The sequence below is a fragment of the Janthinobacterium sp. GW823-FHT01H08 genome (assembly GCF_058797855.1).
Genome location: NZ_CM179504.1, coordinates 4,601,483 through 4,628,023, shown reverse-complemented (window position 1 = coordinate 4,628,023; position 26,541 = coordinate 4,601,483). Strand labels below are relative to the sequence as shown.

Annotated in this window: 24 protein-coding genes and 3 tRNA genes; 18 read left to right on the top strand and 9 right to left on the bottom strand. The window is 63.5% G+C overall.

Annotation, left to right across the window (positions count from 1 at the left end):
• Positions 1–2 precede the first annotated feature (2 nt).
• From AC3RCG_RS20810 to AC3RCG_RS20795, 4 genes are all read right to left on the bottom strand, one after another.
• Positions 3–662, bottom strand: coding sequence for a glutathione S-transferase family protein (locus AC3RCG_RS20810; protein ID WP_492404641.1), 660 nt, complete (start codon positions 660–662; stop codon positions 3–5).
• A 131-nt stretch (positions 663–793) separates the two neighbouring features.
• Entirely contained in the window at positions 794–2,224 is a 1,431-nt protein-coding gene (locus tag AC3RCG_RS20805; RefSeq protein WP_070221926.1) for a Dyp-type peroxidase, read from the bottom strand.
• A gap of 76 nt (positions 2,225–2,300) precedes the next feature.
• Positions 2,301–2,759: a hypothetical protein gene (locus AC3RCG_RS20800; protein ID WP_070308399.1), complete on the bottom strand. Its 459-nt coding sequence runs from the start codon at positions 2,757–2,759 to the stop codon at positions 2,301–2,303.
• A gap of 302 nt (positions 2,760–3,061) precedes the next feature.
• A complete protein-coding gene (locus tag AC3RCG_RS20795; RefSeq protein WP_492404638.1) occupies positions 3,062–4,123 on the bottom strand; it encodes an AI-2E family transporter in 1,062 nt (353 codons plus the stop codon).
• Positions 4,124–4,326: 203 nt separating this feature from the next.
• Between AC3RCG_RS20795 and AC3RCG_RS20790 the strand changes: the two genes are divergently transcribed.
• On the top strand, positions 4,327–4,953 hold the full coding sequence (locus AC3RCG_RS20790) for a flavin reductase family protein (protein ID WP_492490373.1): 627 nt from the start codon (positions 4,327–4,329) through the stop codon (positions 4,951–4,953).
• 27 nt (positions 4,954–4,980) lie between these two features.
• Here the strand turns inward: AC3RCG_RS20790 and AC3RCG_RS20785 are convergent, their stop codons facing one another.
• On the bottom strand, positions 4,981–6,315 hold the full coding sequence (locus tag AC3RCG_RS20785; protein ID WP_492404636.1) for an MFS transporter: 1,335 nt from the start codon (positions 6,313–6,315) through the stop codon (positions 4,981–4,983).
• A gap of 34 nt (positions 6,316–6,349) precedes the next feature.
• The gene (locus AC3RCG_RS20780; RefSeq protein WP_492404634.1) at positions 6,350–7,153 is read right to left on the bottom strand and encodes a substrate-binding domain-containing protein; all 804 of its coding nucleotides are present in this window, start codon (positions 7,151–7,153) and stop codon (positions 6,350–6,352) included.
• A 252-nt stretch (positions 7,154–7,405) separates the two neighbouring features.
• Between AC3RCG_RS20780 and AC3RCG_RS20775 the strand changes: the two genes are divergently transcribed.
• Complete coding sequence (locus AC3RCG_RS20775; protein ID WP_492404632.1) at positions 7,406–8,320, top strand: LysR family transcriptional regulator; 915 nt, start codon at positions 7,406–7,408, stop codon at positions 8,318–8,320.
• Positions 8,321–8,359: 39 nt separating this feature from the next.
• On the opposite strand, the gene AC3RCG_RS20770 is transcribed toward AC3RCG_RS20775, so the two are convergent.
• Positions 8,360–9,172: a FadR/GntR family transcriptional regulator gene (locus AC3RCG_RS20770; RefSeq protein WP_492404630.1), complete on the bottom strand. Its 813-nt coding sequence runs from the start codon at positions 9,170–9,172 to the stop codon at positions 8,360–8,362.
• A gap of 188 nt (positions 9,173–9,360) precedes the next feature.
• Between AC3RCG_RS20770 and AC3RCG_RS20765 the strand changes: the two genes are divergently transcribed.
• Genes AC3RCG_RS20765 through denD form a run of 6 tightly spaced genes read left to right on the top strand, consistent with a single transcriptional unit; the run spans position 9,361 to position 15,351 of the window.
• Entirely contained in the window at positions 9,361–10,689 is a 1,329-nt protein-coding gene (locus AC3RCG_RS20765; RefSeq protein WP_409028163.1) for an MFS transporter, read from the top strand.
• Positions 10,690–10,703: 14 nt separating this feature from the next.
• Positions 10,704–11,603 carry an L-threonate dehydrogenase gene (ltnD, locus tag AC3RCG_RS20760; protein WP_492404627.1) on the top strand — a complete coding sequence of 300 codons (900 nt, stop codon included), beginning with the start codon at positions 10,704–10,706 and terminating at the stop codon, positions 11,601–11,603.
• A 21-nt stretch (positions 11,604–11,624) separates the two neighbouring features.
• Entirely contained in the window at positions 11,625–12,926 is a 1,302-nt protein-coding gene (otnK, locus tag AC3RCG_RS20755; protein WP_492404730.1) for a 3-oxo-tetronate kinase, read from the top strand.
• Complete coding sequence (gene otnC / locus AC3RCG_RS20750) at positions 12,923–13,567, top strand: 3-oxo-tetronate 4-phosphate decarboxylase (RefSeq protein ID WP_492404625.1); 645 nt, start codon at positions 12,923–12,925, stop codon at positions 13,565–13,567. The genes otnK and otnC overlap by 4 nt, the downstream gene beginning before the upstream one ends.
• Before the next feature lie 18 nt (positions 13,568–13,585).
• Positions 13,586–14,377 (top strand): 2-oxo-tetronate isomerase, encoded by a 792-nt coding sequence (otnI, locus tag AC3RCG_RS20745; protein WP_492404623.1) that lies wholly within the window; start codon positions 13,586–13,588, stop codon positions 14,375–14,377.
• Positions 14,378–14,379: 2 nt separating this feature from the next.
• The gene (denD, locus tag AC3RCG_RS20740; RefSeq protein ID WP_492404621.1) at positions 14,380–15,351 is read left to right on the top strand and encodes a D-erythronate dehydrogenase; all 972 of its coding nucleotides are present in this window, start codon (positions 14,380–14,382) and stop codon (positions 15,349–15,351) included.
• Between the two features lie 135 nt (positions 15,352–15,486).
• On the opposite strand, the gene uvrB is transcribed toward denD, so the two are convergent.
• Positions 15,487–17,574, bottom strand: a complete 2,088-nt coding sequence (uvrB, locus tag AC3RCG_RS20735; protein WP_070221947.1) for an excinuclease ABC subunit UvrB — start codon at positions 17,572–17,574, stop codon at positions 15,487–15,489.
• 112 nt (positions 17,575–17,686) lie between these two features.
• On the opposite strand from uvrB, the gene AC3RCG_RS20730 reads away from it, so the two are divergent.
• From AC3RCG_RS20730 to AC3RCG_RS20715, 4 genes are all read left to right on the top strand, one after another.
• Positions 17,687–18,901, top strand: a complete 1,215-nt coding sequence (locus tag AC3RCG_RS20730; protein WP_492404618.1) for an amino acid aminotransferase — start codon at positions 17,687–17,689, stop codon at positions 18,899–18,901.
• Positions 18,902–19,032: 131 nt separating this feature from the next.
• Positions 19,033–19,108 (top strand) — tRNA-Asn (locus AC3RCG_RS20725).
• A 136-nt stretch (positions 19,109–19,244) separates the two neighbouring features.
• Positions 19,245–19,320 (top strand) — tRNA-Asn (locus tag AC3RCG_RS20720).
• A gap of 186 nt (positions 19,321–19,506) precedes the next feature.
• Entirely contained in the window at positions 19,507–20,253 is a 747-nt protein-coding gene (locus AC3RCG_RS20715) for an alpha/beta hydrolase (protein WP_492403301.1), read from the top strand.
• Between the two features lie 12 nt (positions 20,254–20,265).
• Here AC3RCG_RS20715 and AC3RCG_RS20710 read toward each other — a convergent pair whose 3' ends face one another.
• A complete protein-coding gene (locus AC3RCG_RS20710; protein WP_492403299.1) occupies positions 20,266–21,204 on the bottom strand; it encodes an alpha/beta fold hydrolase in 939 nt (312 codons plus the stop codon).
• A 203-nt stretch (positions 21,205–21,407) separates the two neighbouring features.
• On the opposite strand from AC3RCG_RS20710, the gene AC3RCG_RS20705 reads away from it, so the two are divergent.
• The 6 genes from AC3RCG_RS20705 to AC3RCG_RS20680 all read left to right on the top strand — a co-directional run bounded on the left by AC3RCG_RS20705 (position 21,408) and on the right by AC3RCG_RS20680 (position 26,460).
• Positions 21,408–21,734 (top strand): Dabb family protein, encoded by a 327-nt coding sequence (locus tag AC3RCG_RS20705; RefSeq protein ID WP_070224169.1) that lies wholly within the window; start codon positions 21,408–21,410, stop codon positions 21,732–21,734.
• A 72-nt stretch (positions 21,735–21,806) separates the two neighbouring features.
• Positions 21,807–21,882: transfer RNA gene (locus AC3RCG_RS20700), tRNA-Asn, on the top strand.
• Positions 21,883–22,019: 137 nt separating this feature from the next.
• Positions 22,020–22,322, top strand: coding sequence for a hypothetical protein (locus AC3RCG_RS20695; RefSeq protein WP_492403297.1), 303 nt, complete (start codon positions 22,020–22,022; stop codon positions 22,320–22,322).
• 348 nt (positions 22,323–22,670) lie between these two features.
• Positions 22,671–23,330: a sugar dehydrogenase complex small subunit gene (locus AC3RCG_RS20690; protein WP_492403295.1), complete on the top strand. Its 660-nt coding sequence runs from the start codon at positions 22,671–22,673 to the stop codon at positions 23,328–23,330.
• Positions 23,327–24,985 (top strand): GMC family oxidoreductase, encoded by a 1,659-nt coding sequence (locus tag AC3RCG_RS20685; protein ID WP_070224167.1) that lies wholly within the window; start codon positions 23,327–23,329, stop codon positions 24,983–24,985. The genes AC3RCG_RS20690 and AC3RCG_RS20685 overlap by 4 nt, the downstream gene beginning before the upstream one ends.
• Complete coding sequence (locus tag AC3RCG_RS20680; RefSeq protein ID WP_492403293.1) at positions 24,982–26,460, top strand: c-type cytochrome; 1,479 nt, start codon at positions 24,982–24,984, stop codon at positions 26,458–26,460. Before AC3RCG_RS20685 ends, AC3RCG_RS20680 begins: the two co-directional genes overlap by 4 nt.
• Positions 26,461–26,541: the final 81 nt, after the last annotated feature.

Sequence of the window (26,541 nt, the reverse complement as noted above, 5' to 3'; positions counted from 1 at the left end):
GGTCAGTCGCGCGGCGGCGCACCCAGGGGGAAGAGGTGGCGGTACGGACGTGCCTCGTCCACCGCGCGGGCGAACGATGGACGGGCCAGCAAGCGGGCGCGATAGGCGTGCAGCAGGGGCAGCGTGGCGGGAATCGGCTGCGTCCAGTCCGCATAGAACAGCGAGGGAGCGGCGGCGCAGTCGGCCAGGGTAAAGTCTTCGCCCGTCGCCCACGTCTTGCCGGCCAGGCGGGTTTCCAGCCAGGCGTAGGCGAGGTCCAGCTTGTTGCCGGCAAACACGCGGCCTTCCTCGGTCTTCGCCGGGTCACCCGTCAGGGCGGCGCCGACGGCATGCTGCACGGGCGTCATGACGTGCAGGTCGAAATAGCGGTCGAGAAAGCGCACGTCCAGGGCCTGCATGGCGTCGTCCGGCAGCAGGCGCAGCGGGCCGGGATGGGCCAGCTGCAGGTATTCGATGATGATGCTGGTCTCGGCGACGTTGCGCTCCCCATCCACCAGCAGCGGAAATTTGCGCAGCGGCCAGCGTTCCAGCCACTGCTGCAGGTGCTGCGGCATGTCCGGCGCCAGGCAGCGGAAATCGAACGGTATGGCGTTTTCGTACAGGGCGATGAGCACCTTTTGCGTGTACGAGGAAAAGGGATGGCCGTAGAGGATCAGCGACACGGTGGGATCTCCTGTGCAAGGTTGGCAACACGCGCGTGCAGCAACGATAGTGCAATCACCGGATCAATGCAAGCGGTCCGGGCCGATCGTGCACCGGCCGTTTCCGCTTGCATTCCTGGCTCGCCCGCCGTCTAACCGAGGCTCGCCAGGTAGCGCAATCCCGTGATGCTGGGGAAAAAGCAATACACGCCGCCCCGCGTGATGACACTGCGCGAGAAATGCTGCAGTTTTGTATTGCCGCTGCCCTTGGGGCCCACGCCTGGCAGGGTGAAGGAGCTGACGGCAGGGTCGTTGATTCCCAAAAACACGTCCTGGCCGCTGATATTGAACGTGGCATTGCCCGCCTCGGGACCGGCCGGACCGACGGCCGATTTGACGAAGGCATCGTCGTCGTTCCATTGCTCCATCAGAAATTCGAATTGATTGCGCAGGCTGGCATTGATGAAATAGCCGACCAGGCCGCGCTGCTGCGCGATGGGTGCGGCCGGATCATATTCGCTGCCGTAGGGCATGGCGCGCCGCACGATGCGGTGGTGGCGGGCGGAGGTGCCCACGACGCCTTCGTCGCGCGGATTGTTGCGCCGGATATGCGCGCCGACCGGGCATTTCAGGCCCAGCGTGTCATCCAGTTCCGGCTGTGCGCCATCGACATAGTGAAAGCGGTTCAGGCTGTCGTCCGGCAGCACGGGGCCGGCCTGGTCCGGCCTGAGCACCAGTGGATTGCCGTTGCGCCAGCGCCCGCACATCTTGGCGGCCAGCATCTCGGTGCTGAGCCCGGAACTGGCCGCGCCCTGGCTCAGGATGCTGTCGAACAGGGGCACGTCCTGCTCCAAGATGCGGAAGGCGGCATAGCTGCCATTGGTGGACAGTTGCGGCGGCTGCACCTGGTAGGTGCCGCCATTTTCATTCAGGTAGCCCAGCAGGAATTCCCCCGTCTTGACGCTGTTGAGCGGGTCGGGGTCGTGTTCGTGCTTGCGCTGCGGGGCGCCATCGACGTCCGGCTGGGCGATGCTGTCGCGGTAGCCGAAATGCACGCGGTTGCCTGGCAGGGCCATGCCGTCGTGTGCATACAGTTCACGCCAGCCAGCGGCAAATGCGCGGCGCAGTGTGGCCGAGGTCTCCTGCAGCACTTCCTCCGATTCGCTGACCCATAGGCTCAGCAGCGCATGCACCTGGCCATGCTGGGTGGCCGGCCCCAGGTTGCCGAGCCAGTGTTCGGGGGCGCTGTCGCCCACGTCGCCCACGGCAGCGACGCTGGCCGGGTCGGCCGCGCCCCGCTGGAACGCCTGGTCGAAGGTGGCCAGGTTGGCCGCAGCAACGCCCAGCGCGGACAGGCCGGGAGCGGTAAAGCTGAGGTTCAGGAAGCAGGGCGGCTTGGGATGGATATGGCGCGCTGTAGTTATCGACGGCAGTCCGTCGCTGCCGTCGAGCAGGGCCGCGATGGTACGCCGCGCCTGCGCCGCATCCGTGATGCTAAGGATGAAATGGCGCGCCAGGTTGACGCGGTAGCCGCGCAGGATCGTGCCTTGCACGTCGTCGTAATCGATGGTGGGATCGGCCATGCTGTCTCTCCGGGGGCTGGGGTTGTGACTGGCAGGGTGGTGGGGCCGCTTGCGCAGCCCCGGCGTGGTGTCGAGTTCAGACTGAAGCGAGGATTTGCTGGACGGTCTGTGGATAGGCGCTATACAGGCCGTTATTGGGCACGTGCTGCGCAGCGTCGTTGGCGGTGATGAAGGCTTCAAAAGCAGCCACGTGGTTGGCAACGGGCATCAGCGCCTTGCCGCCCACGACAAACTGCAGTAGCGCGTCGAATACCTCGCCCAACTGGGCCACGAAATCCTCGATGTAGCCGTTGAAACTGCCGTCGTACTCGGTGATGACGCCGATGACGAGGGTGTTGGAAGCGCCCGCCGAGTTAATGTTGGGCAGCAGGTTGGCCTGGGAGCGGTCAAGCAGGGTGAAGCGGGCAAAGTGCACGGTACCAATATCGGTGAGGGCGGCATTGATCTTCGCCTGGTATTCCTGCAACGCTGCGGCGATGGAAATCGGATTGGTGTCGGGCAGTACCGGCATCATCAAGCACAGTGGATTTGCCATGGGAAGCTCCTCATTACGTGGTTGTCGGGAGGGCCGACACTACGCTGCGGCGCCCACTGCGTCAAAAACTATATTTTTGAACTTGTTGCTAAATTAGCACCATTGCAACATGATAGTCGATATGAAATGTAGTCTCATGTGGATAGTCGCCGGGGCTGGCCGGCACTGGCGGACACTCTGCCGCCAGGCTGTTCCGGCCTGTTGCGGGAAGCGCAAGTGGCGCCGCCGGCAGCGCCGGATTCTGGACGATTATTTCTGCAGAATGGGATGGCGATGCGATGCCGGCCGCCTGGTGCCTGGCCTTAATCCTCAGCCTGGAATTCGCTGGCCGAGACGAACAGGTCCCACGAGGCGATGAACAGGGCCGCCACCACGGGGCCGATGACAAAGCCGTTCAGACCAAACAGGGCCATGCCGCCCACGGTCGACAGCAGCACCACGTAGTCGGGCATCTTCGTGTCCTTGCCCACCAGGATAGGGCGCAGCACGTTGTCGACCAGGCCGATGACGAAGACGCCGAAGGCGGCCAGGCCGGCGCCTTGCCAGATGGCGCCCGTGGCCAGGAAGTAGGCTGCCACGGGTGCCCACACGAGGGCGGCGCCGACGGCCGGCAGCAGCGACAGGAAGGCCATCAGCACGGCCCACAGCAGGGGCGCCGGCACGTCGAGGAACCAGAACGCCAGGCCGCCGAGGGCGCCCTGGGCGATCGCCACGAGGATGTTGCCTTTCACCGTGGCGCGGATCACCGTGGTGAAATTGGTGAACAGGCGCTGCTTGTACTTGCGGCTCAGTGGCACGGCTTTCTTGATGCGGGCCGACAGGGTCGAGCCATCGCGCATGAGGAAAAACAGCAGGTACAGCATGATGCACAGGCTGGTGAGGAATTCGAAGGTGTACAGGCCCACATTGATGGCTTTGACGGCCACCACCTGACTTACCTGCGTGGCGCCCTCGGCCAGCTTGTCCTGCAGGCTGGCCAGGCTGGTCAGGTTGAAGCGCTCGAGCAGGTTGATCAGCCACTGCGGCAGCACGGCCATGATTTTATTGAAGAACATGGCGACCGTGATTTCGCCCGAACGCACCATCTCCACGACGCTGGCCGCCTGGTTCACGAGCGACACGGAAATGAGCGACAGCGGCAGGATCACGATGACGATGATCAACAGCAAGGTCAGCAGCGATGCCAGGCCCGCGCGGCCCCGGGTTTTGGCCAGCAGCCAGCGGTACACGGGCGCGAACAGGATCGCCAGGATGACGCCCCAGAAGATGGCGCCCGCATACGGCGCCAATATCCAGCCGAAGCCGATGGTGACGATGCTCAAGAGGAGCAGGAACACTTTCTGGTGCAGCGTGAGGGTAGGCATGGGCGATAGCGCGATGATAAGGGTTGAGTTGCCCCATCATAAGCGAGGCCAAGGGCCGTGCGCCATACAATTGTCGTGCTGCGTGCGCGAGCGCACCCGGCGCGTCGGCGGGCTGGCAACGCGGTGGCGGCAATTCCAGTAAGCTGTCGTTCCAGGCGTTCCATCCCGGGCGCCGTTGACTTCCTTTGACTTCAGGAATCCGCGTGCTTGACCCCATCCATTTTTATGAACCTGCGCAGGGCCACGGCCTGCCGCACGATCCCTTTAACGCCATCGTGGGGCCGCGTCCGATCGGCTGGATCGCCTCGCGCAGCAGTGCGGGCGTGCTCAATCTGGCGCCGTACAGCTTTTTCAACGCCTTCAATTACCATCCACCGCTGATCGGCTTTTCCAGCATCGGCCGCAAGGATACCTTGCGCAATATCGAACAGACGGGCGAATTCGTGTGGAACCTGGCGACCCGTCCGCTGGCCGAGGCCATGAACGCCAGTTGCGCGCCGGCGCCGCCCGAAGTCGACGAATTCGCGCTGGCCGGCCTGACGCCGGCCGCCTCGCGCATCGTGGACGTGCCGCGCGTGGCCGAAAGCCCCGTGTCCTTCGAATGCCGGCGCACGCAGATCATCGAGCTGCAGGGCGTAAACGGGCAAGGCGTGGGCAGCTGGCTGGTGCTGGGGGAAGTGGTGGGCGTGCACATCGCGCGCCATCTGCTGGTCGACGGCGTGTACGACACGGCCGCCGCCGCGCCGATATTGCGCGGAGGCGGCCCGGCCGATTATTTCGAGATCGGACCGGCCAGCCTGTTCCACATGCGCCGGCCAGCCTGGCCGTAATGCGCCGTCTGGCCAGGCCGTACTGGTTCAAGCGGGAACGGGATGGCGCTCCTTGACGATGCCGCGATAGATCAGCCACGTCGCCAGCAGGCTGATGGCGCCGGCGCCCGCCATCCAGTAGCCTGGCGCCGCCTTGTCGCCGGTGCTCTCGATCAGCAGGGTCGACACCAGCGGCGTCAGGCCGCCGAACAGCGCGGTGGCCAGGCTGTAGGCCAGCGAAAAGCCCGTGGTCCGCACGCTGGCCGGGATGATTTCCGTCAGCGCGACGATGGTGGCGCCGTTGTAGCTGCCGTACAGGAAGGACAGCCACAGCTCGACCATGAGCATGTGATTGAAACTGGGATGGGCGACCAGCCAGGACAGGGACGGGTACGCGGTCAGCATCGTCAGCGCCGCGCACGCGGCCATGATGGGCCAGCGCCCGATGCGGTCGGACAGCGCGCCCATGACGGGCAGCCAGAGGAAGTTCGACAGGCCGATGCACAAGGTGACGAGCAGGCTGTCTTCGGTGCTCAGTTTGAGCACGCTCTTGCCGAAGGTCGGCGTGTAGACAGTGATCAGATAGAACGCCACCGTCGTCAGCACGATCAGCATCGCGCCGCTGACGACCAGCGGCCAGTTGAGGCTGATGGTCTTGAGCATTTGCCGGAACGTCGGATGCGACTTGCGCGTCAGATAGGCCTCGGTCTCCTGCAGCGAACGGCGGATGTAGAACACCACGGGGATGATGGAGCATCCGATGAAGAACGGGATGCGCCAGCCCCAGTCCGCGATGAATTCCTTGCTCAAGGTTTCGTTGAGATAGTAGCCGAGTGCCGCGGAAAAGATGATGGCGACTTGCTGGCTGGCCGATTGCCAGCTGACGTAATAGCCCTTGTTGCCGGGTGTCGCCATCTCGGACAGGTAGACCGACACGCCGCCCAGCTCCACGCCGGCGGAGAAACCTTGCAGCAAGCGCCCGATCAGCACGAGGAACGGCGCCAGCAAGCCGATGGTGGCATAGCCGGGCACGAAGGCGATCAGCGCCGTGCCGGAAGCCATGATGGCCAGGGTCAGCACCAGTCCCTTGCGGCGGCCGATGCGGTCGATATAGCTGCCGAGGATGATGGCGCCCAGCGGCCGCATGAAAAACCCCGCACCGAAGGTGGCGAAGGTCATCATCAGGGCCGCGTATTCGCTGGTGGCGGGGAAGAAGGCCTTGGCAATATACGTCGCGTAAAAGCCGAACAGGAAAAAATCGTACATTTCGATGAAGTTCCCGCTCGTGACGCGGATGACGGTGGCGATGCGCGAAGGAGGGCGTGCCTGTGCGCGCGGCGCTGTCGGCTCGGCGAGGGGCGCGGCGGTCGATGGAATGGCCATGATTTACCTATTGATGAAAGATGAGTGACGTCGGCTAGTGCGTTGCTGTTGCTGGTACCGATGCCGGCTGCAGCCCGGTCGCTTCGATCGCGCCGGCGTTGGCCGGGGCGGCGAGGAAGCGCAGCAAGGCGCGGCCGGCTTCCGGTTCCTTGCCGCCCGGGACCAGCGCCGCCGAAAACTGCGTCATCAGCTGCACTTCCGGCGGCAGCAGGCCGACGATGTCGATGCCTTGGACCGGCAGCAGCTCGCTGCGCTGCTGGCAGCCGAAATCGGCCTCGCCATGCGCGATGATTTCGCCGACGGGGGTGGCGGGAATTTTGGCGGCCTTGCCCTGCATCTGCTCCGCGATGTGCAGTGTCTTCATCAGTTGCTTCTCGATGTATTCGCCGCTGGCGCTGTCCGAATAGGCCACCTTGTGCGCCTGCAGGAAAGCGCTGCGCAAGCCCTCGGAGGTGCTGATGTCGGGCTTTGCCGCGCCGTGGCGCACGGCGCAGGCAATCGGCGAATTGGCCAGGACCACCTTGCTGCCGGGGACGAGGCGGCCTTCCTGCATCAGTTTGTCGAGCGCGTCGCCGACCATGATGACGACGTCGATCGGCTCGCCGCGCGCCAGCCGCGCCGGGATCGCATTCCTGGTGGTGCCCATCGACGGTCCCCATTCGGACAGCAACTGGTCGCCGCTGGCGCGTTCGTAGGCGGGCGCCAGGTTTTTGTAGGCCTGGGCGAAGCCGCCCGAGCTGACCACGCGGATGTCGGCGGCATGGGCCGCGCCGGCGGCCAGCAGCACCAGCGCCGCGAGCAGCGGGCGCGAGGTTTGCAGCAGAGTATGCTGAGGCATGATGGTTCTCCTGATGTTAAAATTTTTTCATGAGGCCGGGTGTCAAGCCCGTGCCGTGGCGGTTGTTGAGGTGTGTTTCCGTGACGCCGGCAGCGTCGCGCCGCCGGCCGCCGGTAAAAGCGCGAACGTGGAATGGTGTCGCATCATGTCTCCTTTTTCTGGTCAGGCCTTCTTGGCGAGGCTCAGCATTCAGACCCCATCATCGTTGAAATGGCATAATTTGATAATTGCAATTTTTCCGGGAATTAATGCATGCAGCGCATCAATTACGAGCTTCATGATTTGCAGGCTTTTGTGGCCGTGGCGGAGCGCAACAGCTTTCGCCAGGCCGCGGCGGACCTGTTCCTGTCGCAGCCGGCGCTCAGCCGCCGCATCGAAAAACTCGAGGATGCGCTGGGGGTCAAGCTGTTCGAGCGCACCACCCGGCGCGTGCAGCTGACCAATGTGGGGCAGGTGTTCCTGGTGAACGTGCGCGATGCGCTCAACGGCCTGGAAGATGCCGTGCTGGGCGTGGCCGACCTGGCCGCGCACCGCACGGGGACGGTGACGTTTGCCTGCGTGCCCTCGGCCGTGTGGCATTTCCTGCCCGATGTGCTCAAGCGCTTCAGCGCGCAGTTTCCGAAAATCCGCGTGCGCGTGCATGACGAAAGCGCGCAGGACGTGCTCAACCTCGTGCTGTCCGGCGAGGCGGACTTCGGCATCAGCTTTACGGGCGCGGAAAATCCGGAGATCCATTTCCAGCCCATCTACGTCGAGACCTATGTGCTGGCCATGCGTGCCGATCACCGGCTGGCCAAGCGCAAGAGGCTGAGCTGGAAGGATACGGTCGACGAACGCTATATCTCGGTGGCCAAGTCGAGCGGCAACCGCAGCGTGCTCGATGCGGCGCTGGCCGGCGTGGAAAAACACCCGTGGATCTCGTGCGAGATCAACCACGTGTCAGGCATCCTGGCGCTGGTGGAGTCGGGCTTGGGCGTGGCGGCGGTGCCGGGCCTGTCGATTCTGCCGGAGCGGCAAGGCGCGGTGGTCGGCGTGCCGCTCGTCAATCCCGCCGTCAAGCGCACGCTGGGCTTGATCAGCCGGCATCAGCACGCGATGCCGCCCGCGTCTCGCACTCTGTTCGAGATGATGAGCGCGAGCATAGGAAAGCCGGGGCGGCGGGCATGAGCGCTGCAGTGCGGCGCAGGAGAATCGAGGACCTGGACCTTATTTTTGCATGATGGGATCGCGCCCCAGCGTGCGCGCCAGCGCGCCGCCGTCGCCGCGCCAGAATTCGCGGTCGGCCAGGCGCACGCGCTCGGCCGCGTGCTGCATGTGCTCCATGGCCGCCTGGCGCGCCCGCTGCGGGTCGCCGTCGGCGATGGCCTGCACGATCTTTTCATGTTCGCGCCGCACTTCGATGGAAAAGTCCGTGCGCCGCGCTTCATTCGCGCGCGTGACCTTCACGGCCGAGCGGATCGGGTCGGCGAACATGGCGACGAATTTCGGCCAGTAGGGGTTGCCCGTCGCCTCGGCGATGCACAGGTGCAGGCGCACGTCTTCTTCCACGCCGTCGACGCCGGCCGCCACGGCTTCCTCGATGCGGCGCAGCGCGTGTTCGATGTCGGCCAGCTGGCCCGGCGTGTGCCGCACGGCCGCCAGCGCGGCGATTTCCGCTTCCAGTCCCTGGCGCACCTCGATCAGATTCAGCAGCGACTGCACGGACTGCTCCGTCAGCTCGTCGCCCCGTTCGCCCGTCTTCGCGCCATCCTGCGCGCAGACGAACGTGCCGCTGCCCTTGCGCGTGGCGACGATGCCGTCCGCCTGCAGCAGGGCGATGGCTTCGCGCAGCACCGTGCGGCTGACGCCGAAGTGCGTCGCCATCGCTTGCTCGGACGGCAGACGCGTGCCGCCGGCCAGGCCGTCGTTGTGGATTTGCTGGCGCAGCCGTGCCGCCACCCGCGCACCCAGGGTGCCGGTGGTGAAACTGCCCGCGGCGGGCTCCGGCGGGGGAAGGGTAAAGCGGAACGTGCGGTCCATCGGTGCATCCTTGTACTAGCGGTTTTTATGCGGGCTTGCCTGCTTGCCATTATATGGAATATACAGCTTGACACACACAAAACACACACATAATATACATCCATACAAATTTTAGACAAGTTGCCAGCCACCTCCGGTGGACCATAAAAACCCGGCACGGTCGATCCCCCAGCGATCAGGAGACAAGCATGGACGTATCACAAGCATTGCCCGGACAGGCGGCCGGCGTGGCCGCCAGCCAGAAAACCATCGACGACGCCGTCTATCGCAAGGTGACCTGGCGCATCATCCCTTTCCTCATGCTGTGCTACATCGTCGCTTACCTCGACCGTGTAAACGTGGGCTTCGCCAAGCTGCAGATGCTGGCCGACCTGCAGTTTTCCGAAACCGTGTACGGCCTGGGCGCCGGCGTGTTCTTCCTCGGCTACTTCCTGTTCGAAGTGCCCAGCAACGTGATGCTGCACAAGATCGGTGCGCGCGTGTGGATCGCCCGCATCATGATCACCTGGGCCATCATCTCGGGCGCCTTCATGTTCGTCACCACGCCAACCCAGTTCTACGTCATGCGCTTCCTGCTCGGCATCGCCGAGGCGGGCTTCTTCCCCGGCATCATTCTCTATTTGACCTACTGGTATCCGTCCGAGCGCCGCGCGCGCATGGTGTGCACCTTCATGGCCGCCATTCCCGTGGCGGGCCTGATCGGCGGCCCCCTGTCGGGCTGGATCATGGAAACCTTCGCCGGCTGGCACGGCTATGCGGGCTGGCAGTGGATGTTCGTGCTCGAAGCGATACCCGCCGCGCTGATGGGCGTGGCCGTGCTGCTGTACCTCGACAACAGCATCCGCGCCGCGAAGTGGCTGACGGAAGATGAAAAAGTCATCCTCGAGCAGCGCATCGCCACGGAAGCGCAGGGCAAGGTATCGCACCCGTCGATCCGCGCCATGTTCGCCGACCCGCGCATCTGGGTCATGGCCCTGATTTATTTCTGCTGCGTGATGGGCCAGTATTCGCTGACCTTCTGGCTGCCCAGTCTGATCAAGGCGGCCGGCGTGACGGGCGTGCTCAATATCGGCCTGTTCACGGCGATTCCGTACTCCGTGGCCGTGGCGTCGATGATCCTGCTGGGCCGCAGCTCGGACAAATACCGCGAACGCCGCTGGCACATGGCCATCCCGCTGGTGGTCGGCGCCGCCGCCATCGTCTGCAGCGCGCTGGCCGGCGCCCACAACACGGGCTGGGCCATCTTCTTCCTGACGATCGCCGCCGGCGGCATCCTGGCCGCCTCGCCCATGTTCTGGAGCCTGCCGACGGCTTTCCTCGGCGGCGTCTCGGCCGCCGCGGGCATCGCCGCCATCAATTCGGTGGGCAACCTGGCCGGCTTCGCGGCGCCGTACATGATCGGTTCCATCAAGGATCTGACGCAATCGACCGATATCGCCATCTACCTGCTGGCCGGCATCCTGGTGATCGGCGCGTTCATCATCATGCGCGTGCCGGCCAAGCTGGTGAACAAATAAGACTGGAGTAGCAGATGAACGTGGAAATGAAAAAAGTGGGCGTGATCGGCCTGGGCGCCATGGGCATGGGCATCGCGCAATCGTTGCTGCGCACGGGCTTTGAAGTGCATGCCTGCGATGTGCGCCCGGAAACCGTGCAAACGCTGGTCGACAAGGGCGCCCATGCGGCGCAATCGCCGGCCGCGCTGGCGGCGCAGGTGCAGGCCTTGCTGATCGTCGTCGTCAATGCGCAGCAGACGGAAACCGTGCTGTTTGGCGAACACGGTGCGGCCAGCGCCCTGGCGCCGGGCAGCGTCGTCATCGCCTGCGCCACCGTGGCGCCCGAATTTGCCGAAGCGCTCGGTGCTCGCCTGGCGGCCATGGGACTGCGCTTCATCGACGCGCCCATTTCCGGCGGCGCGGCCAAGGCGCAAGCCGGCGAGATGTCGGTGATGGCGGCCGGCGCGCCCGAGGCGTTCGACGCTTGCGCGGGTATTTTCGACGCCATCTGTGCAAAGCTGTACCGCCTGGGCGAGCAGCCGGGGCAGGGCTCGAAAGTCAAGATGATCAACCAGCTGCTGGCCGGCGTGCACATCGCCGCCGCCGCCGAAGCGATGGCGCTGGGTTTGCGCGCCGGCTGCGATGCCGATGCCTTGTACGAAGTGATCTCGAACAGCGCCGGCAGTTCCTGGATGTTCCAGAACCGGGTGCCGCACATTTTGAAGGGCGACTATACGCCGTTATCAAGCGTGAATATTTTCGTGAAAGACCTCGGCATCGTGCTCGATTACGCGAAAAAGAGCGTCTTTCCACTGCCCCTGTCGGCCACGGCGCACCAGATGTTCATGCAGGCGTCGGCCGCTGGCTTTGGCGGCGAGGACGATGCGGCCGTGATTAAAACTTTCCCCGGTATCGATCTGCCGGCGAAAGCGTAACTGAATCAAAAAGGAATCATGATGACTGTATTACTGGGATGTATCGCCGACGATTTCACGGGCGGCACCGACCTGGCCGGCATGCTGGTCAAGGCCGGCATGCGCACGGTGCAGCTGATCGGCGTGCCGCAAGGTCCACCGCCGGCCGACGTCGACGCCGTCGTCATCGCCCTCAAGTCGCGCACGAATGCGCCGGAAGAGGCGGTGGCCGAATCGCTGGCCGCGCTGGCCTGGCTGCAGCAAACCGGATGCCGCCAGTTCTACTTCAAGTACTGCTCCACGTTCGACTCCACGCCGCGCGGCAATATCGGCCCCGTGGCCGAAGCGCTGATGCGGGCGCTGGACACGGACTTCACGATCGCCTGCCCCGCGTTCCCGGCCAACGGCCGCACCATCTACAAGGGCAACCTCTTCGTCGGCGACGTGCCGCTGGCCGAATCTGGCATGCGCGACCATCCCCTGACGCCGATGACGGATTCGAATCTGGTGCGCGTGCTGCAGCAGCAGGTGCAGGCCAAGGTGGGCCTGGCCGATTACAGTGTGGTGGAGAAGGGCGCGGCCGCCATCGCCCAGCGCTTCACGGACTTGCGCGGCCAGGGCTGCCATTTCGCCGTCGTCGATGCCGTGTCGAACCGCGACCTGGAAGCCATCGGCGCCGCTTGCGCGGACTTGAAACTGATCACGGGCGGCTCCGGCATCGCGCTGGGATTGCCGCAGAATTTCCGCCAGCGGGGCCAGTTGTCGCCATCGCATGCGGGACAGGCAGGGCGCTTGCCGCCGGCGTCCGGATTGCGCGCCGTGATTTCGGGCAGCTGCTCCGTGGCCACGCAGCAGCAGGTGGCGCACCTGCGCGAACTGGCGCCGTCCTTCCACGTCGACCCTTTGCAGCTGGCTGCGGGCGGCGAGGTGGTGGACGCCGTGGTGGAGCAGGCGCTGGCCTGGGCGAATCAGCACCTGGCGCTAGGCCCCATTTTGATCTATGCCACGGCCACGCCGGACGCCGTGCGCGCCGTGCAGGCGCAGCTGGGCGTGGAGCGTGCCGGCGCTCTCGTCGAGGAAACCCTGGCCGCCATCGCGCAGGGGCTCGTGCGCCTCGGCGTGGGCCAGCTGATCGTCGCCGGCGGCGAAACCTCGGGCGCCGTGGTGAAAGCGCTGGGCGTGGCGGGCTTGCGCATCGGCCCCGAGATCGATCCCGGCGTGTCGTGGACGCAAGCCTTGCCCGCGCCGGGCGACGATGGCAGGGCGCCTTTGGCGCTGGCGCTCAAGTCCGGCAATTTCGGTACCGTGGATTTCTTCAGCAAGGCCTGGCAGGTGCTGGCATGAGCGCCACCGAATCGCGCCAGCGCGAGCAGATCGTCGAATTCGGCAAGTCCCTGTTCGAACGGGGCTTGACGGCGGGCAGCAGCGGCAACCTGAGCGTGCGCCTGTCCGACGGCTGGCTGCTGACGCCGACCAACGCCAGCCTGGGCCGGCTCGATCCCGCGCAATTGTCCAAGCTCGATTGGAACGGCAAGCTGATCAGCGGGGCGCCGCCGTCCAAGGAGGCGTTCCTGCACCGCGCCATGTACGAAGAGCGAAGCAGCGCGGGTGCCATCGTGCACCTGCATTCGACCCATTCGGCTGCCGTGTCGTGCATGTGCGGCTTGAACCATGACGACTGCATTCCGCCGCTCACGCCATACTTTGTGATGAAGGTGGGGCGCTTGCCCCTGGTGCCGTATCACCGTCCGGGCGACCCGGCGCTGGCGGACGCGATCGGCGCCATGGCGCGCAAGCACTCGGCCGTGTTGCTGGCCAACCACGGCCCCGTCGTGTCGGGCACGAGCCTGGAAGCGGCCGTGTATGCGGCCGAGGAACTGGAAGAGACGGCCAAGCTGTTCCTGCTGCTGCGCGACGTGCCCACGCGCCCGCTCGACGCGGTGCAGATCGCGGACCTGAAACACACATTCAAACTCGACATATAAGATTCAAGGAGATACCGCATGCCCCGTTTTGCCGCCAATCTGACCATGATGTTCAATGAAGTGCCTTTCCCGCAGCGCTTTGCCGCCGCGGCGCAAGCGGGTTTCACGGGCGTCGAATTTTTGTTCCCCTACGATCACGCGCCGCAGGAAGTGGCCGGCTGGCTGCGCGAAAACAAGCTGCAGAACGTGCTGTTCAACCTGCCGCCGGGCGACTGGGCGGCCGGCGAGCGGGGCATCGCCTCGCTGCCGGGCCGCGAAGCGGAATTCCGTGCCGGCGTGGCGCGCGCCATCGAATATGCGCTGGCGCTGGGCACCCCGCGCGTGCACATGATGGCGGGCCTGTTGCCACTGGGCGCCGACATCGAACTGCACCGTGCCACCTACCTGGCCAACCTGCGGTACGCCGCGAAAGCCGTGGGCGAGCATGGCATCGAGTTGCTGATCGAGCCGATCAACGGACGCGACATGCCCGGCTACTTCCTCGTCACGCAGGCGCAGGGCCATGCGCTGCGCCTGGAATCGGGCGCGCCCAACGTCAAGGTGCAGATGGATTTTTATCACACGCAGATCGTCGAGGGCGATATCGCCATGACGTTCAAGAATAACTTCGACGGCATCGGCCACGTGCAGATCGCCAGCGTTCCCGCCCGCAACGAACCGGACGATGGCGAAGTCAATTACCCATACCTGTACACCCTGCTCGACGAGCTGGGCTACGAGGGCTGGATCGGCTGCGAATACCGTCCGCGCGGGCGCACCGAGGATGGCCTGGGCTGGCTTGCCGCATACAACAACAAACAAGGAGCATGAAGATGAAAGTACTGATTACCGGCGGTGCCGGTTTCCTGGGGCAGCGCCTGGCGCGCCAGTTGCTGGCGCAAGGCCAGCTGACGGACAGCCACGGCCAGTTGCAGACCATCAGCGAGCTGGTACTGGTCGACGTGGTGGCAGCGCATGACTTCAACGATGCGCGCGTCAACGTGGTCACGGGCGACATCGCCGACGGCACCCTGATGCGCGCCACCATCGACGCGCAGACCACGTCGATCTTTCACCTGGCCGCCATCGTCAGCGGCCAGGCGGAAGCCGATTTCGAACTGGGCATGCGCATCAATCTCGATGCCTCGCGTTTGCTGCTCGATATCTGCCGCGAACTGGGACACAAGCCGAAAGTGGTCTTCACCAGCTCCGTGGCCGTCTACGGCGGCAAGCTGCCGGACGTGGTGCAGGACACCACCGCGCTGAATCCGCAATCGTCGTACGGCGCGCAAAAGGCCATCGGCGAATTGCTGCTCAATGATTACAGCCGCCGCGGCTTTGTCGATGGCCGCGTGCTGCGCCTGCCCACCATCAGCGTGCGTCCCGGTAAGCCGAACAAGGCGGCGTCGTCCTTCGCCAGCGGCATCATCCGCGAACCGTTGAATGGCGAGGCGGCCGTCTGCCCCGTGTCCACCGATTTGCGATTGTGGCTGCTGTCGCCGCGCGGCGCCATCGCCTCGCTGATCGCCGGCCACGAACTGGCGGGCGAGGCCTTTGGCGCCAGCCGCACGGTGAACTTGCCGGGCTTGAGCGTGAGCGTGGGCGAGATGATCGCCGCGCTCGAAGACGTGGCCGGCAGCGAGGTAGCAAAGCGCATCAGCTATGCGCCCGATCCGGCCGTCGAGCGCATCGTCAAGAGCTGGCCCGGCGCCTGGGACACGGCCCGCGCCGAGGCGCTGGGCTTGACGGCCGATGCGGATTTCGCCAGCATCATCCGTGCGTATATCGAGGATGTGAAAGCATGAAGCCGCGTAGGTCGGATTAGCGGCGGCACGCCGCGTAATCCGACAATATTGCTGGCGTTGGTTTAAGTGCTGATGTCGGATTGCGCTGGCCTGTCAGCCAGCTAATCCGACCTGCGCCATGCCAGCGCGTGGGGCTTATTTGCCCAGTATCGACGCCACATTGTCGGTGCCGGGCGCGCCGAACAGCTGCTGCTTGAGGATGTGCAGCTGGTCGCGCACTTGCGCCGCCTTTTCGAACTCCAGGTTCTTGGCGTGGTCGACCATCAGTTTTTCCAGGCGCTTGATTTCCTTGCTGACCTGTTTCTCGCTCATCGCTTCGAATTTCGCCGCTTCCTGCGCCACCTGCAGGGTCTCGCGCGCTTCCTGCGGGCTGTAGACGCCGTCGATCATTTCGCGGATCGATTTCTTCACACCGATCGGGATGATGTTGTTGGCCGTATTGAAGGCGATCTGCTTGGCGCGGCGGCGTTCCGTCTCGTCGATGGCGCGGCGCATGGAGTCCGTGATGCGGTCGCCGTACAAAATCGCCGTGCCGTTCAGGTTACGCGCGGCGCGGCCGATGGTCTGGATCAGGCTGCGTTCGGAGCGCAAAAAGCCTTCCTTGTCCGCGTCGAGGATGGCGACCAGCGATACTTCCGGCAAGTCCAGGCCCTCGCGCAGCAGGTTGATCCCCACCAGCACGTCGAAGGTGCCCAGACGCAGGTCGCGCAGGATTTCCACGCGCTCCACCGTTTCGATATCGCTGTGCAGGTAGCGCACCTTGATGCCATGGTCGCCCAGGTATTCCGTCAATTGCTCGGACATGCGCTTGGTGAGGGTGGTCACCAGCACGCGCTCGTCCTTCTTGATGCGCTCGACGATTTCCGACATCAGGTCGTCCACCTGGCTGCTGGCCGGACGCACGATGATCTGCGGGTCGACCAGGCCGGTCGGGCGCACGACCTGTTCGACCACCTGGTCAGAATGGGTCTTTTCGTATTCGGCCGGCGTGGCCGAGACGAACACGGTCTGGCGCATCTTCTGTTCGAATTCCTCGAATTTCAAGGGCCGGTTGTCGAGCGCCGACGGCAGGCGGAAACCGTAGTCGACCAGGTTCGTCTTGCGCGAGCGGTCGCCGTTGTACATGGCGCTCAGCTGGCCCGTCAGCACGTGCGACTCGTCGAGGAACATCAATGCGTCGGGCGGTAAATAATCGACCAGGGTCGGCGGCGGTTCGCCGGGCAGCGCGCCGCTCAGATGGCGCGAGTAGTTCTCGATGCCCTTGGTGAAACCGATCTCCGCCATCATTTCCAGGTCGAAGCGCGTGCGCTGTTCCAGCCGCTGCTCCTCGATCAGTTTATTTTCCTTGCGGAAGAACTCGAGGCGCTCGCGCAGCTCGTCCTTGATGGTCTCGACGGCGCGCAGCACGGTGGAGCGGGGCGTGACGTAGTGCGAACCCGGGTACACGGTGAAGCGGGGGATCTTTTGCCGTACGCGGCCCGTCAGCGGGTCGAACAGCTGGATCGATTCGATCTCGTCGTCGAACATTTCCAGGCGCACGGCCAGCTCCGCATGCTCGGCGGGGAAGATGTCGATCGTGTCGCCGCGCACGCGGAAGGTGCCGCGGCCGAAATCGACCTCGTTGCGCGTGTACTGCATCTGGATCAGGCGCGCGATGACGTCGCGCTGGGCGACCCTGTCCTTGACGCGCAGGGTCAATATCATCTGGTGGTATTCGTTCGGATTGCCGATACCGTAGATGGCCGAGACGGTGGCGACGATGATGACGTCGCGCCGCTCCATCAGCGATTTGGTGCACGACAAACGCATCTGCTCGATATGCTCGTTGATCGACGAGTCCTTTTCGATGAACAGGTCGCGCTGCGGCACGTAGGCTTCGGGCTGGTAGTAATCGTAGTAGCTGACGAAGTATTCGACGGCGTTCTGCGGGAAAAAGTCGCGGAACTCGCTGTACAGCTGCGCCGCCAGGGTCTTGTTCGGCGCGAAGACGATGGCGGGCCGGCCCATGCGCGCGATGACGTTGGCCATGGTGTAGGTCTTGCCCGAACCGGTCACGCCCAGCAGGGTCTGGAAGGCCAGTCCGTCGGCAATCCCTTCTGACAGCTGGTCGATTGCCGTGGGCTGATCGCCGGCCGGAGGGAAGGGCTGGTGCAGCTTGAAGGGGGAGTCCGGGAAAGAGATAATTGCGCTTTCCGCCTCGCTGGCGGTAGATAATTCGGGCATGTGAATCAGACCTTTGTTAGAATAGTGCTCTGCTGGCGGCCCTGGCGTTGTATTTCGGGGCGCTGTCTACAACTCCGCTGTGAACCTGCTTCCAATCGAATCCAATCTTATCATGACGAACCCAACTGTTTCTGCCAGTCTGTTTAGCGCCATCGAGATGGCCCCACGCGACCCGATCCTGGGCATCACCGAAGCATTTAACGCGGACCAGAATCCCGCCAAAATCAATCTGGGCGTTGGCGTCTATTATGACGACAACGGTAAAGTGCCTCTGTTAGCTTGCGTACGCAAGGCGGAAGCCATCCTGATCGAACAGGCCGCCCCACGCACCTATCTGCCGATCGAAGGCCTCGCTGCCTACGACAAGGCGGTGCAAGAACTCGTATTTGGCGCCGATAGCGCTGTAATTCAAGAGCGCCGCGCCGTCACCGTGCAAGCCATCGGCGGCACGGGCGCATTGAAGATCGGTGCCGACTTCCTGCAGCGCTTCGCGCCGGGTGCCCAGGTCTACATCAGCGACCCGAGCTGGGAAAACCACCGCGCGCTGTTCGAGAACGCCGGTTTCGTTGTGAATAACTACACGTACTACGATGCCGTCACCCATGGCGTGAACTTCGACGGCATGCTGGCCAGCCTGAACGCCATGCCGGCCGGTTCCATCGTCGTGCTGCACGCCTGCTGCCACAACCCGACCGGCGCCGACCTGAGCGTGGCCCAGTGGGACCAGATCATCGTCGTCGTCACGTCGCGCGGCCTGGTGCCGTTCCTGGACATGGCTTATCAGGGCTTCGCCAACGGCATCGCCGAAGACGGCGCCGTGGTGCGCCGCTTTGCCGACGCGGGCGGCCCGCTGCTGGTGTCGAACTCGTTCTCGAAATCGTTCTCGCTGTACGGCGAGCGCGTGGGCGCCCTGAGCGTCGTCGCCGCCAGCGCCGATGAGGCGGCCCGTCTGCTGTCGCAACTGAAGCGCGTCGTGCGCACCAACTACTCGAACCCGCCAGTCCATGGCGGCAAAGTCGTCGCCACCGTCCTGGCCACGCCGGAACTGCGCCAGCTGTGGGAAGAGGAACTGGCCGGCATGCGCGTGCGCATCCGCGAAATGCGCAATGCCTTCGTGGAAAAGCTGAAAGCCAAGGCGCCAGGCCACGACTTCGAATTCGTGCGCCAGCAAATCGGCATGTTCTCGTACTCGGGCCTGAGCAAGGAACAAGTGGCTTCCCTGCGCGAGCAATCGATCTACGCCGTCGACACGGGCCGCATCTGTGTGGCAGCATTGAATTCGCGCAACATCGACATCGTTATTGACGCGATCGCCAAAGTGCTTTAAGATCTTGCTTCTTCGGCGCTGCATGCAAGTGTGGCGCTGATGGCAATAGAAAGTCGGCGCTGGCCGTGTTTGTGAAGATGCAATATCCATCTTGCAAATATGGAACAAGCGACATATAATATTGCCTCTTTTCCCTGATAGCTCAGTTGGTAGAGCGACGGACTGTTAATCCGCAGGTCCCTGGTTCGAGTCCAGGTCGGGGAGCCAGAATTCGAAAGGCCACGTTGAAAAACGTGGCCTTTTTTGTTTTTGCGCTGTCGGCGGGCAGCTGCTGTCCGGAATAGAAATTTCCCTGGGGGAATCTGGACATGTGCTTGCTTGCCCTATATAATACGGCCTCTTTTCCCTGATAGCTCAGTTGGTAGAGCGACGGACTGTTAATCCGCAGGTCCCTGGTTCGAGTCCAGGTCGGGGAGCCAGAACATCAGCAGTATCGAAAAGCCCAGCCTTCACCGGTTGGGCTTTTCGCGTTTCAGAGCCTGCATGAGGCATCCGTGTCATCACTCTTGATCCCGCGCATAGGCCGCCAGGCACCCGGCGCTATGCTGGAGGCGACAAGGCGCCGGCAGGCCTGTCATCGCCTTCAACTTCCTGGAGGGGCTGAAATGGATGAGGTCACAAGTGTTGGGTCGGCAACGATCGTGCTCGTGCATGGCGGTTTTGTCGATGGGTCGGGTTGGGAAGCCGTTTACCGGGCGCTGCGTGACGAGGGTTGTCACGTTGCCATTGTGCAAAACCCAACGCTATCGCTGGCGGACGATGTGGCCGCGACCGGACGGGTCATCGCCGCGTCGCCGGGTCCCGTGGTCCTCGTTGGTCATTCGTATGGCGGTGCCGTGGTCACGCAAGCGGGGAACGATCCCAAGGTCAAGGCATTGGTCTACATCGCGGCGTTTGTGCCGGATCAAGGCGAGTCCGTCGATTCCTTGCTGAAGAATGCCCCGCCTGGCGCACCGGTGCCGCCGATCTTGCCGCCGCACGATGGCTTCCTGTTGCTCGACCAGAAAAAGTTTGCGGCCGCCTTCGCGGCCGATGTGCCCAGGGACAAGGCCCGCTTCATGGCGGTATCGCAAGTGCCCTGGGGAGTGGCCGCGCTGACCGGCGTGGTCAGCGCGCCAGCGTGGAGGAGCAAGCCCAGCTGGTACCTGGTGGCGACGGAGGACAAGATGATTGCGCCGGCGATGCAACGCAAGATGTCCGAACGCGCGGGCTCGAAGGTGGTCGAAGTCGCCGGCAGCCATGCCATTTACATTTCGCAAGCCCATGCGGTGGCGACGCTGATCCGCAAGGCCGCCGCCGGCATTGCCGGCGGCCAGGCCAGCCTGTCGGCTTCCGGGAGTGGCTTCCCGTGACGGGGCGTTGTATCAGGACTTCGGCGCCGCATTCAATGTCTTGATGATGGCTTCCTGGAACTGCACCGGTTCATCCTGGTGAATTTGATGCCCGGAATGGTCAAAGAAAAACAGCCCCTTCTTTGGCGCCTTCAATGTTTCAAAATACGCTTGCGTGATCCTGGTCGAGGTCTGGATATCGTTTTTGCCGACGAAGAAATACACGGGGCAGTCAACGCTCTTCAAGGTCCTGGGCAGATCGATGTTCATGACCTCGTTCCAGACTGGCGACCAGGTTTTCGACCATTGAAGAAAGCCCGTCTTGAAGCCCTCGCTCGTGGCAAATTCCTTGCCATCCTTATAAAAAAGCCATTTCCTTAAATAAAACATGCTTTCGTCACTTGCAAACGGGAAACTGACGCTGTCCAGTTCCTGGCTGGCGACGGCATTGTCCTTGAAATGCACTTTCAAGGTTTTCAGCAATTCTTTCTCGCTTTCCAGCTGGCTCACGACAGGATTGGACGCGAAATAGGCATGCAGCAGTTCCGGATGATGCTTGACGATATAAAAGCCCAGGACGTTGCCCCAGGAACTGCCCAGCAAGTATATTTTTTCCTGCTTGAGCTCTTTTTGTAGAAACGTGATGACCTGGTACGTGTCCTGCTCCATCTGCGCGACGGAAGGCTGGCTTGGCGAAGGATTCAGTTTCAGGGTTTTTCCTGCATCGCGCTGGTCCCATTGCACAAGCGTAAATCTCTTTTTCAGGATGGCGGTAAACGCATCCGCATTCTTCATCATCGAACTTCCCGGCCCGCCCGATAGAAAGAGAAGAGCAGGCTTGTTGGAGTCATCTGTTTTGATTTCCACAAACTGCTTTATCCCGCCAATGTCGGGAGTCAGCAGCACGTCGATGGCAAGCGGAACGGGTTGTGCTTTACATGCATAAAATGGAATCAAGGCGATGAATAACACGGCCATTATGCTGTTTTTTGTCATGGGCTGGTATGGATGGTTGCTGGCAGGTATGGGGTGTCCATTTAGGATGTTATCCGAATAACATGTTGCATATGAAAAATATCTGCAGCGCGTCCGCAGTGGCGCCATGGCGGGCTGCGGCCTGTGTCTTTTCCCGTTTTGCGCTATCCTGAATGCAACCCCATAGGAGAGTTGCCACCATGACCTGTTCTATCCCGTTGCGCCATATCGTTCTCTGTGATTTTCTTGAGGACATCACACCGGCCAAGCATGCCGAGCTGGTCTATGAATTTTCCCAGCTTAAACATCGCATCCCCGGCGTGCTGCAATTCGAATGGGGGCCGAACGTCAGCCCGGAAGGCCTCGATGACGGCTTTACCGATTGCTTCAGCTTGAGTTTTGCCGATACGGGCGCGCGCGATGCGTATCTGACCCATGCCGCGCACCAGGCTTTTGTCGAGCTGCTTAAGCCATGGCTGGGCCGCGTACTCGTGTTCGACTATCATCCGCAGGAAAATCCGGGCTGAGGTATGCCGTGCATAATTTTTTCGCGTAAATCTGGACAACTGAAAATTTGCGCTATAGAATGCGGCCTCTTTTCCCTGATAGCTCAGTTGGTAGAGCGACGGACTGTTAATCCGCAGGTCCCTGGTTCGAGTCCAGGTCGGGGAGCCAGAACATCAGCAGTATCGAAAAGCCCAGCCATTACGGTTGGGCTTTTTGCATTGTGACATTGCACGCAGATGTGTCGAAAAGCATCTGTCATACTTGCAAGGCATATTTGCCGCCTCTCGATGAACACAAGCCTTCCCATGAAGAATATCTGCGCCCTGGTGCTGATGCTGGCCGCCGGCATCGTCTATGGGCCCCTTGCCGGCGGCCAGGGACGCCAGCCCTTGTCCGAAGCGAAGGTCAAGCAGCAGATCATCGCCGAGTCGATTGCCGCCTATCCCGGGCGCTGCCCCTGTCCCTACCATGCCGCCAAGAATGGCAGCGCTTGCGGAGGACGCAGCGCATGGAGCAGGAAGGGCGGTTATGCCCCCATTTGCTACGAACGCGAAATCAGCAGCGAGATGGTGCGCAAGTGGCGCGAGGAAAATGCCGCGGCGTCGTGAGCATTGCCCCGTGCGCAGCGCCTGCAGCTGTGCCGGCATAGGGGCGATGCCCAAGCGGCCCCATAAATCGTGGTACAGCCTGACCGGCACGAGGCCCGTATGGCCGTCGATATCGCCGGACGCCGCCCTCGTGCGATGCCGCTATCTCGCCCCTGGTCGGCACATGTTCTTGCTGGGCAGCCAGCTGGCATCCATGCCGGCATCGCGCAGGGCAAATTCTCAATAGTAATACTACATTGGCAGACAATTTACTTCTGTAGGATAATGTGGAACCGGTTCCATTTATGCGCAAATGCAATGTGGCGCAACCATCGAAGTCAATAAAACAACAAGTCTTGCGGGAGTCTCATGAACTATCCAGGCAGCGAACCATCTGCAACATCCGTTTCATCCCTTCCCCGCATCAGCCGCCGCCACGCCCTGATCGGCCTGGCCGCCTTGCTGGCGCAGGCCGGTTTCTGGAGCAATCCGCTCTCGGCCGCCATGCAGGCGCCAGCCAGCGCTCCGGCGCCCGGCCTGGCGCCTGCCACGATGCTGTTCTACACCTTGTCGCAAACCATCACGGGCCACCGCGATCTGTCCGCCGCGACGGCGGCGCGCATCGAGCAAGCCATGCGCACGAACGTGCCCGGTTTCGCCGAGCGCTTGCCGCAGCTGGGCGCGCTGCTCGTCACGGGCCAGGAAGCCAAGGCCCTGCTGGCCGCCGCCAGCGCCGCCGATGCGGGCTTGCGCGAGCTGGCGCTGGCCATCGTTGCCGCCTGGTACACGGGCACCGTCGCCGGCTATGCGGCGCAGGGCACGAAGTCCATCGTCGTCGCGTATGCGGAAGCCTTGATGTACCGCACGGTGGCCGATGGCCAGGTCGTGCCGACCTATTGCAATTACGGCCCCCTGTGGTGGCTGAAGGCGCCGCCGGCCGTGCGCGTCTCCGCGCCCGTGGCGCCCAAACCCGTACCGGCCCCGGCCACTACCGGCACTCCCGAACCGAAAGGCAAGCAAGCAAAATGAAATCACCGCAATTCAAGAGTAATGGCGACGTCGTCGCCGATGTCGTCATCGTCGGCACGGGTGTCGTCGGCGCCATGATGGCCGACCAGCTGGCCGCGCAAGGCCATTCCGTGATCATGCTGGAAGCGGGCCTGCGCATCGAGCGGGGACAAGCCGTGGAAAACTGGCGCAACATGCCGTTCGAGAACCGTGTCGGTTCCGACTTCCAGGGCCTGTATCCGCAGGCGGACAATGCGCCCGCGCCCCTGTATTTCCCGAAGAATAACTATGTGGAATTGTCCGGCCCCAGCGGCAGCAGTTTCCAGCAAGGCTATCTGCGCACGGTGGGCGGCACGACCTGGCATTGGGCCGCGTCGTGCTGGCGCCATTTGCCGTCGGACATGCGCATGAAGAGCGATTACGGCGTCGGGCGCGACTGGGCCATTTCCTATGAGGAACTGGAGCCCTACTATTGCCGCGCCGAGCAGGAAATGGGCGTGGCCGGCCCCAACGATCCCGCCTTGCAGTCGCCCAGCGAGCGCAGCGCGCCGTACCCGATGGACATGGTGCCCTGGGGCTATGGCGACAAGCGCTTCGCCGAAGTGGTCAACCCGCACGGCTACCGTTCCGTGCCGATTCCGCAAGGGCGTTCGACGCGCCCATGGCAGGGCCGTCCCACGTGCTGCGGCAATAACAATTGCCAGCCGATCTGCCCGATCGGCGCCATGTACAACGGCATCCACCACGTGGAGCGGGCCGAGCTGAAAGGCGCGGGCGTGCTGGCCGAGGCCGTCGTCTACCGCATCGACACGGACCAGAACAACCGCGTGACGGCCGTGCACTGGTATGACGCCAAGAAACAGTCGCACATGGCGACGGGCAAGGCCTTCGTCATCGCCTGCAACGGCATCGAAACGCCGCGTTTGCTGCTGCTGGCGGCGAACCAGAATAATCCGAACGGCATCGCCAACAGTTCGGACCAGGTCGGCCGCAACATGATGGACCACTCGGGTTTCCACTGTACCTTCCTGGCCAATGAACCGATCTGGACGGGCCGAGGCCCCGCGCAAAGCAGCTGCCTGGTGGGCCCGCGCGACGGCGCCTTCCGCGCGCAGTATTCGGCCAACAAGATGATCTTGAACAATATCACCAGGGTGGGACCCGCAACGCAGCAATCGTTGAAGCTGGGCCTGGTGGGCAAGGACCTCGACGACGAGATCCGCCGCCGCGCCGCGTTCGGCGTGGACCTGTCGATCAGCCTGGAACCGCTGCCCGAAGCGCACAACCGCCTGACCTTGAGCAAGACGCGCAAGGACCCGCTGGGCCTGGCCTGTCCCGACATCTACTATGACGTAGGCGATTACGTACGCGATGGCGCGAAGGCCGCGCATGCGCAGCTCGAACACATCGGCAAGCTGTTCGGCGCCGTGGAATTCCATATCACCGACAGCCTGAATGCGAATAACCACATCATGGGCGGCGTCATCATGGGCAGTAACCGTCTTGACTCCGTGGTCGACGGCAATTGCCGCGCCCACGACCACGCCAACCTGTGGCTGCCGGGCGGCGGCGCCATGCCGTCGGCCAGCGTCGTCAACACGACCCTCAGCATGGCTGCGCTCGGCTTGCGCGCGGCCGACGACATCGCCCGCACCCTGGCAAGGGAGGCAGCATGATGCGCCGTTTCTTGCTGGGCCTGACCCTGGCGGCCGGCTTGCCGCTGGCCGCGCGTGCTTTACCACCTGTGCCGCCGGCGCCGCCCGTTACCCTGACGCCGGACCGTCCGGCCGCGCCGGCCGCAAGCACAGCCGCCAAGCCCGATGCACGGCTGGAGCGGGGCCGCTACCTGGCTATCGCGGCCGACTGCATGGCCTGCCATACGGCGGCGGGCGGCAAGCCGTATGCGGGCGGCTACGCCATCGATTCGCCGCTGGGCACGATCTATGCGACGAATATCACGCCCTCCAAAAAAGGCGGCATCGGCCATTACACGGAGGCCGACTTTGCGCGCGCCCTGCGCGCAGGCGTGCGCGCCGATGGCAGCCACCTGTACCCGGCCATGCCCTACACCAGCTATGCGCAGCTGACGGATACGGACGTGGGCGACCTGTATTACTACTTCATGCAGGCAGTCAAACCCGTCGACGAGCCGGCGCGCCAGACGGCCCTGCCATTCCCGTTCAATGTGCGCCTGTCCATGCTGGGCTGGAACACCTTGTTCCTCGACAATAAACGCTTCGTGCCCGATCCGGCGAAGAGCGCGCAGATCAACCGCGGCGCCTACCTGGCCGAAGGGCTGGCGCACTGCAGCGCCTGCCACACGCCGCGCAACGCGCTGATGGCGGAAATCGGCAGCCAGACCCTGGCGGGTGCCGCGCTCGGCTCCTGGCATGCGCCGAACATCACGTCCGACAAGGTCAGCGGCATCGGCGCGTGGACGGATGCGGAACTGACGGCCTACCTGAAGACGGGGCACGTGGAAGGCAAGGGGCAGGCGGCGGGCGGCATGGCCGAAGCCATCCAGAACAGCCTGCAATTTTTGCGCGACGACGACGTGGCCGCCATCGTCGCCTGGCTGCGCACGGTGCCGCCCGTGCGCGCGCAGGGGCAGACCAAGGCTGCCTTCAGCCACGGCAGCGCCGCCAGCGAGGAAGCGGCATTGCGCGGCATGGCCGCTGCCACCGAGCGCCATTCCTTGAATAGCGGCGCCGTGCTGTTTTCCGGCTATTGCGCCAGCTGCCATTCGGCCAGCGGCGCCGGCAGCACGGGGCAAAGTTATCCGGCCCTGTTCAACAACACGGCCACGGGCGGCAACACGCCGGCCAACCTGGTCTCGGCCATCCTGTTTGGCGTCGAGCGCAAGATCGAAGGGGAAGAGCACGAAGCGTTCATGCCCCGTTTCGACCAGCGCTCGTACGTGCAGCCCTTGACGGACGAGCAGATCGCCTCGATCGCCAATTACGTGCTGAAACAGTACGGCAACCCGGAGGTGTCGGTGACGCCTGCCTACGTGGCGCAGGCGCGCAGCGGCGGCGAAAAACCCGTGCTGGCGCGGGCGCAACCGTTCATGCTGCCGGGCGGCATCGCGGCCATCTTGTTGCTGATCGCGCTGTGCGTGTGGCTGCGCCGGCGCCGTCAAGTCAAGAAATAGGCATCGGAGCCGTGGAGTATCGGCGGCGAATATGAACGTTGGGCGCAACTTGCAGTAAAATGCAGGCTGAAAAATGGTTAC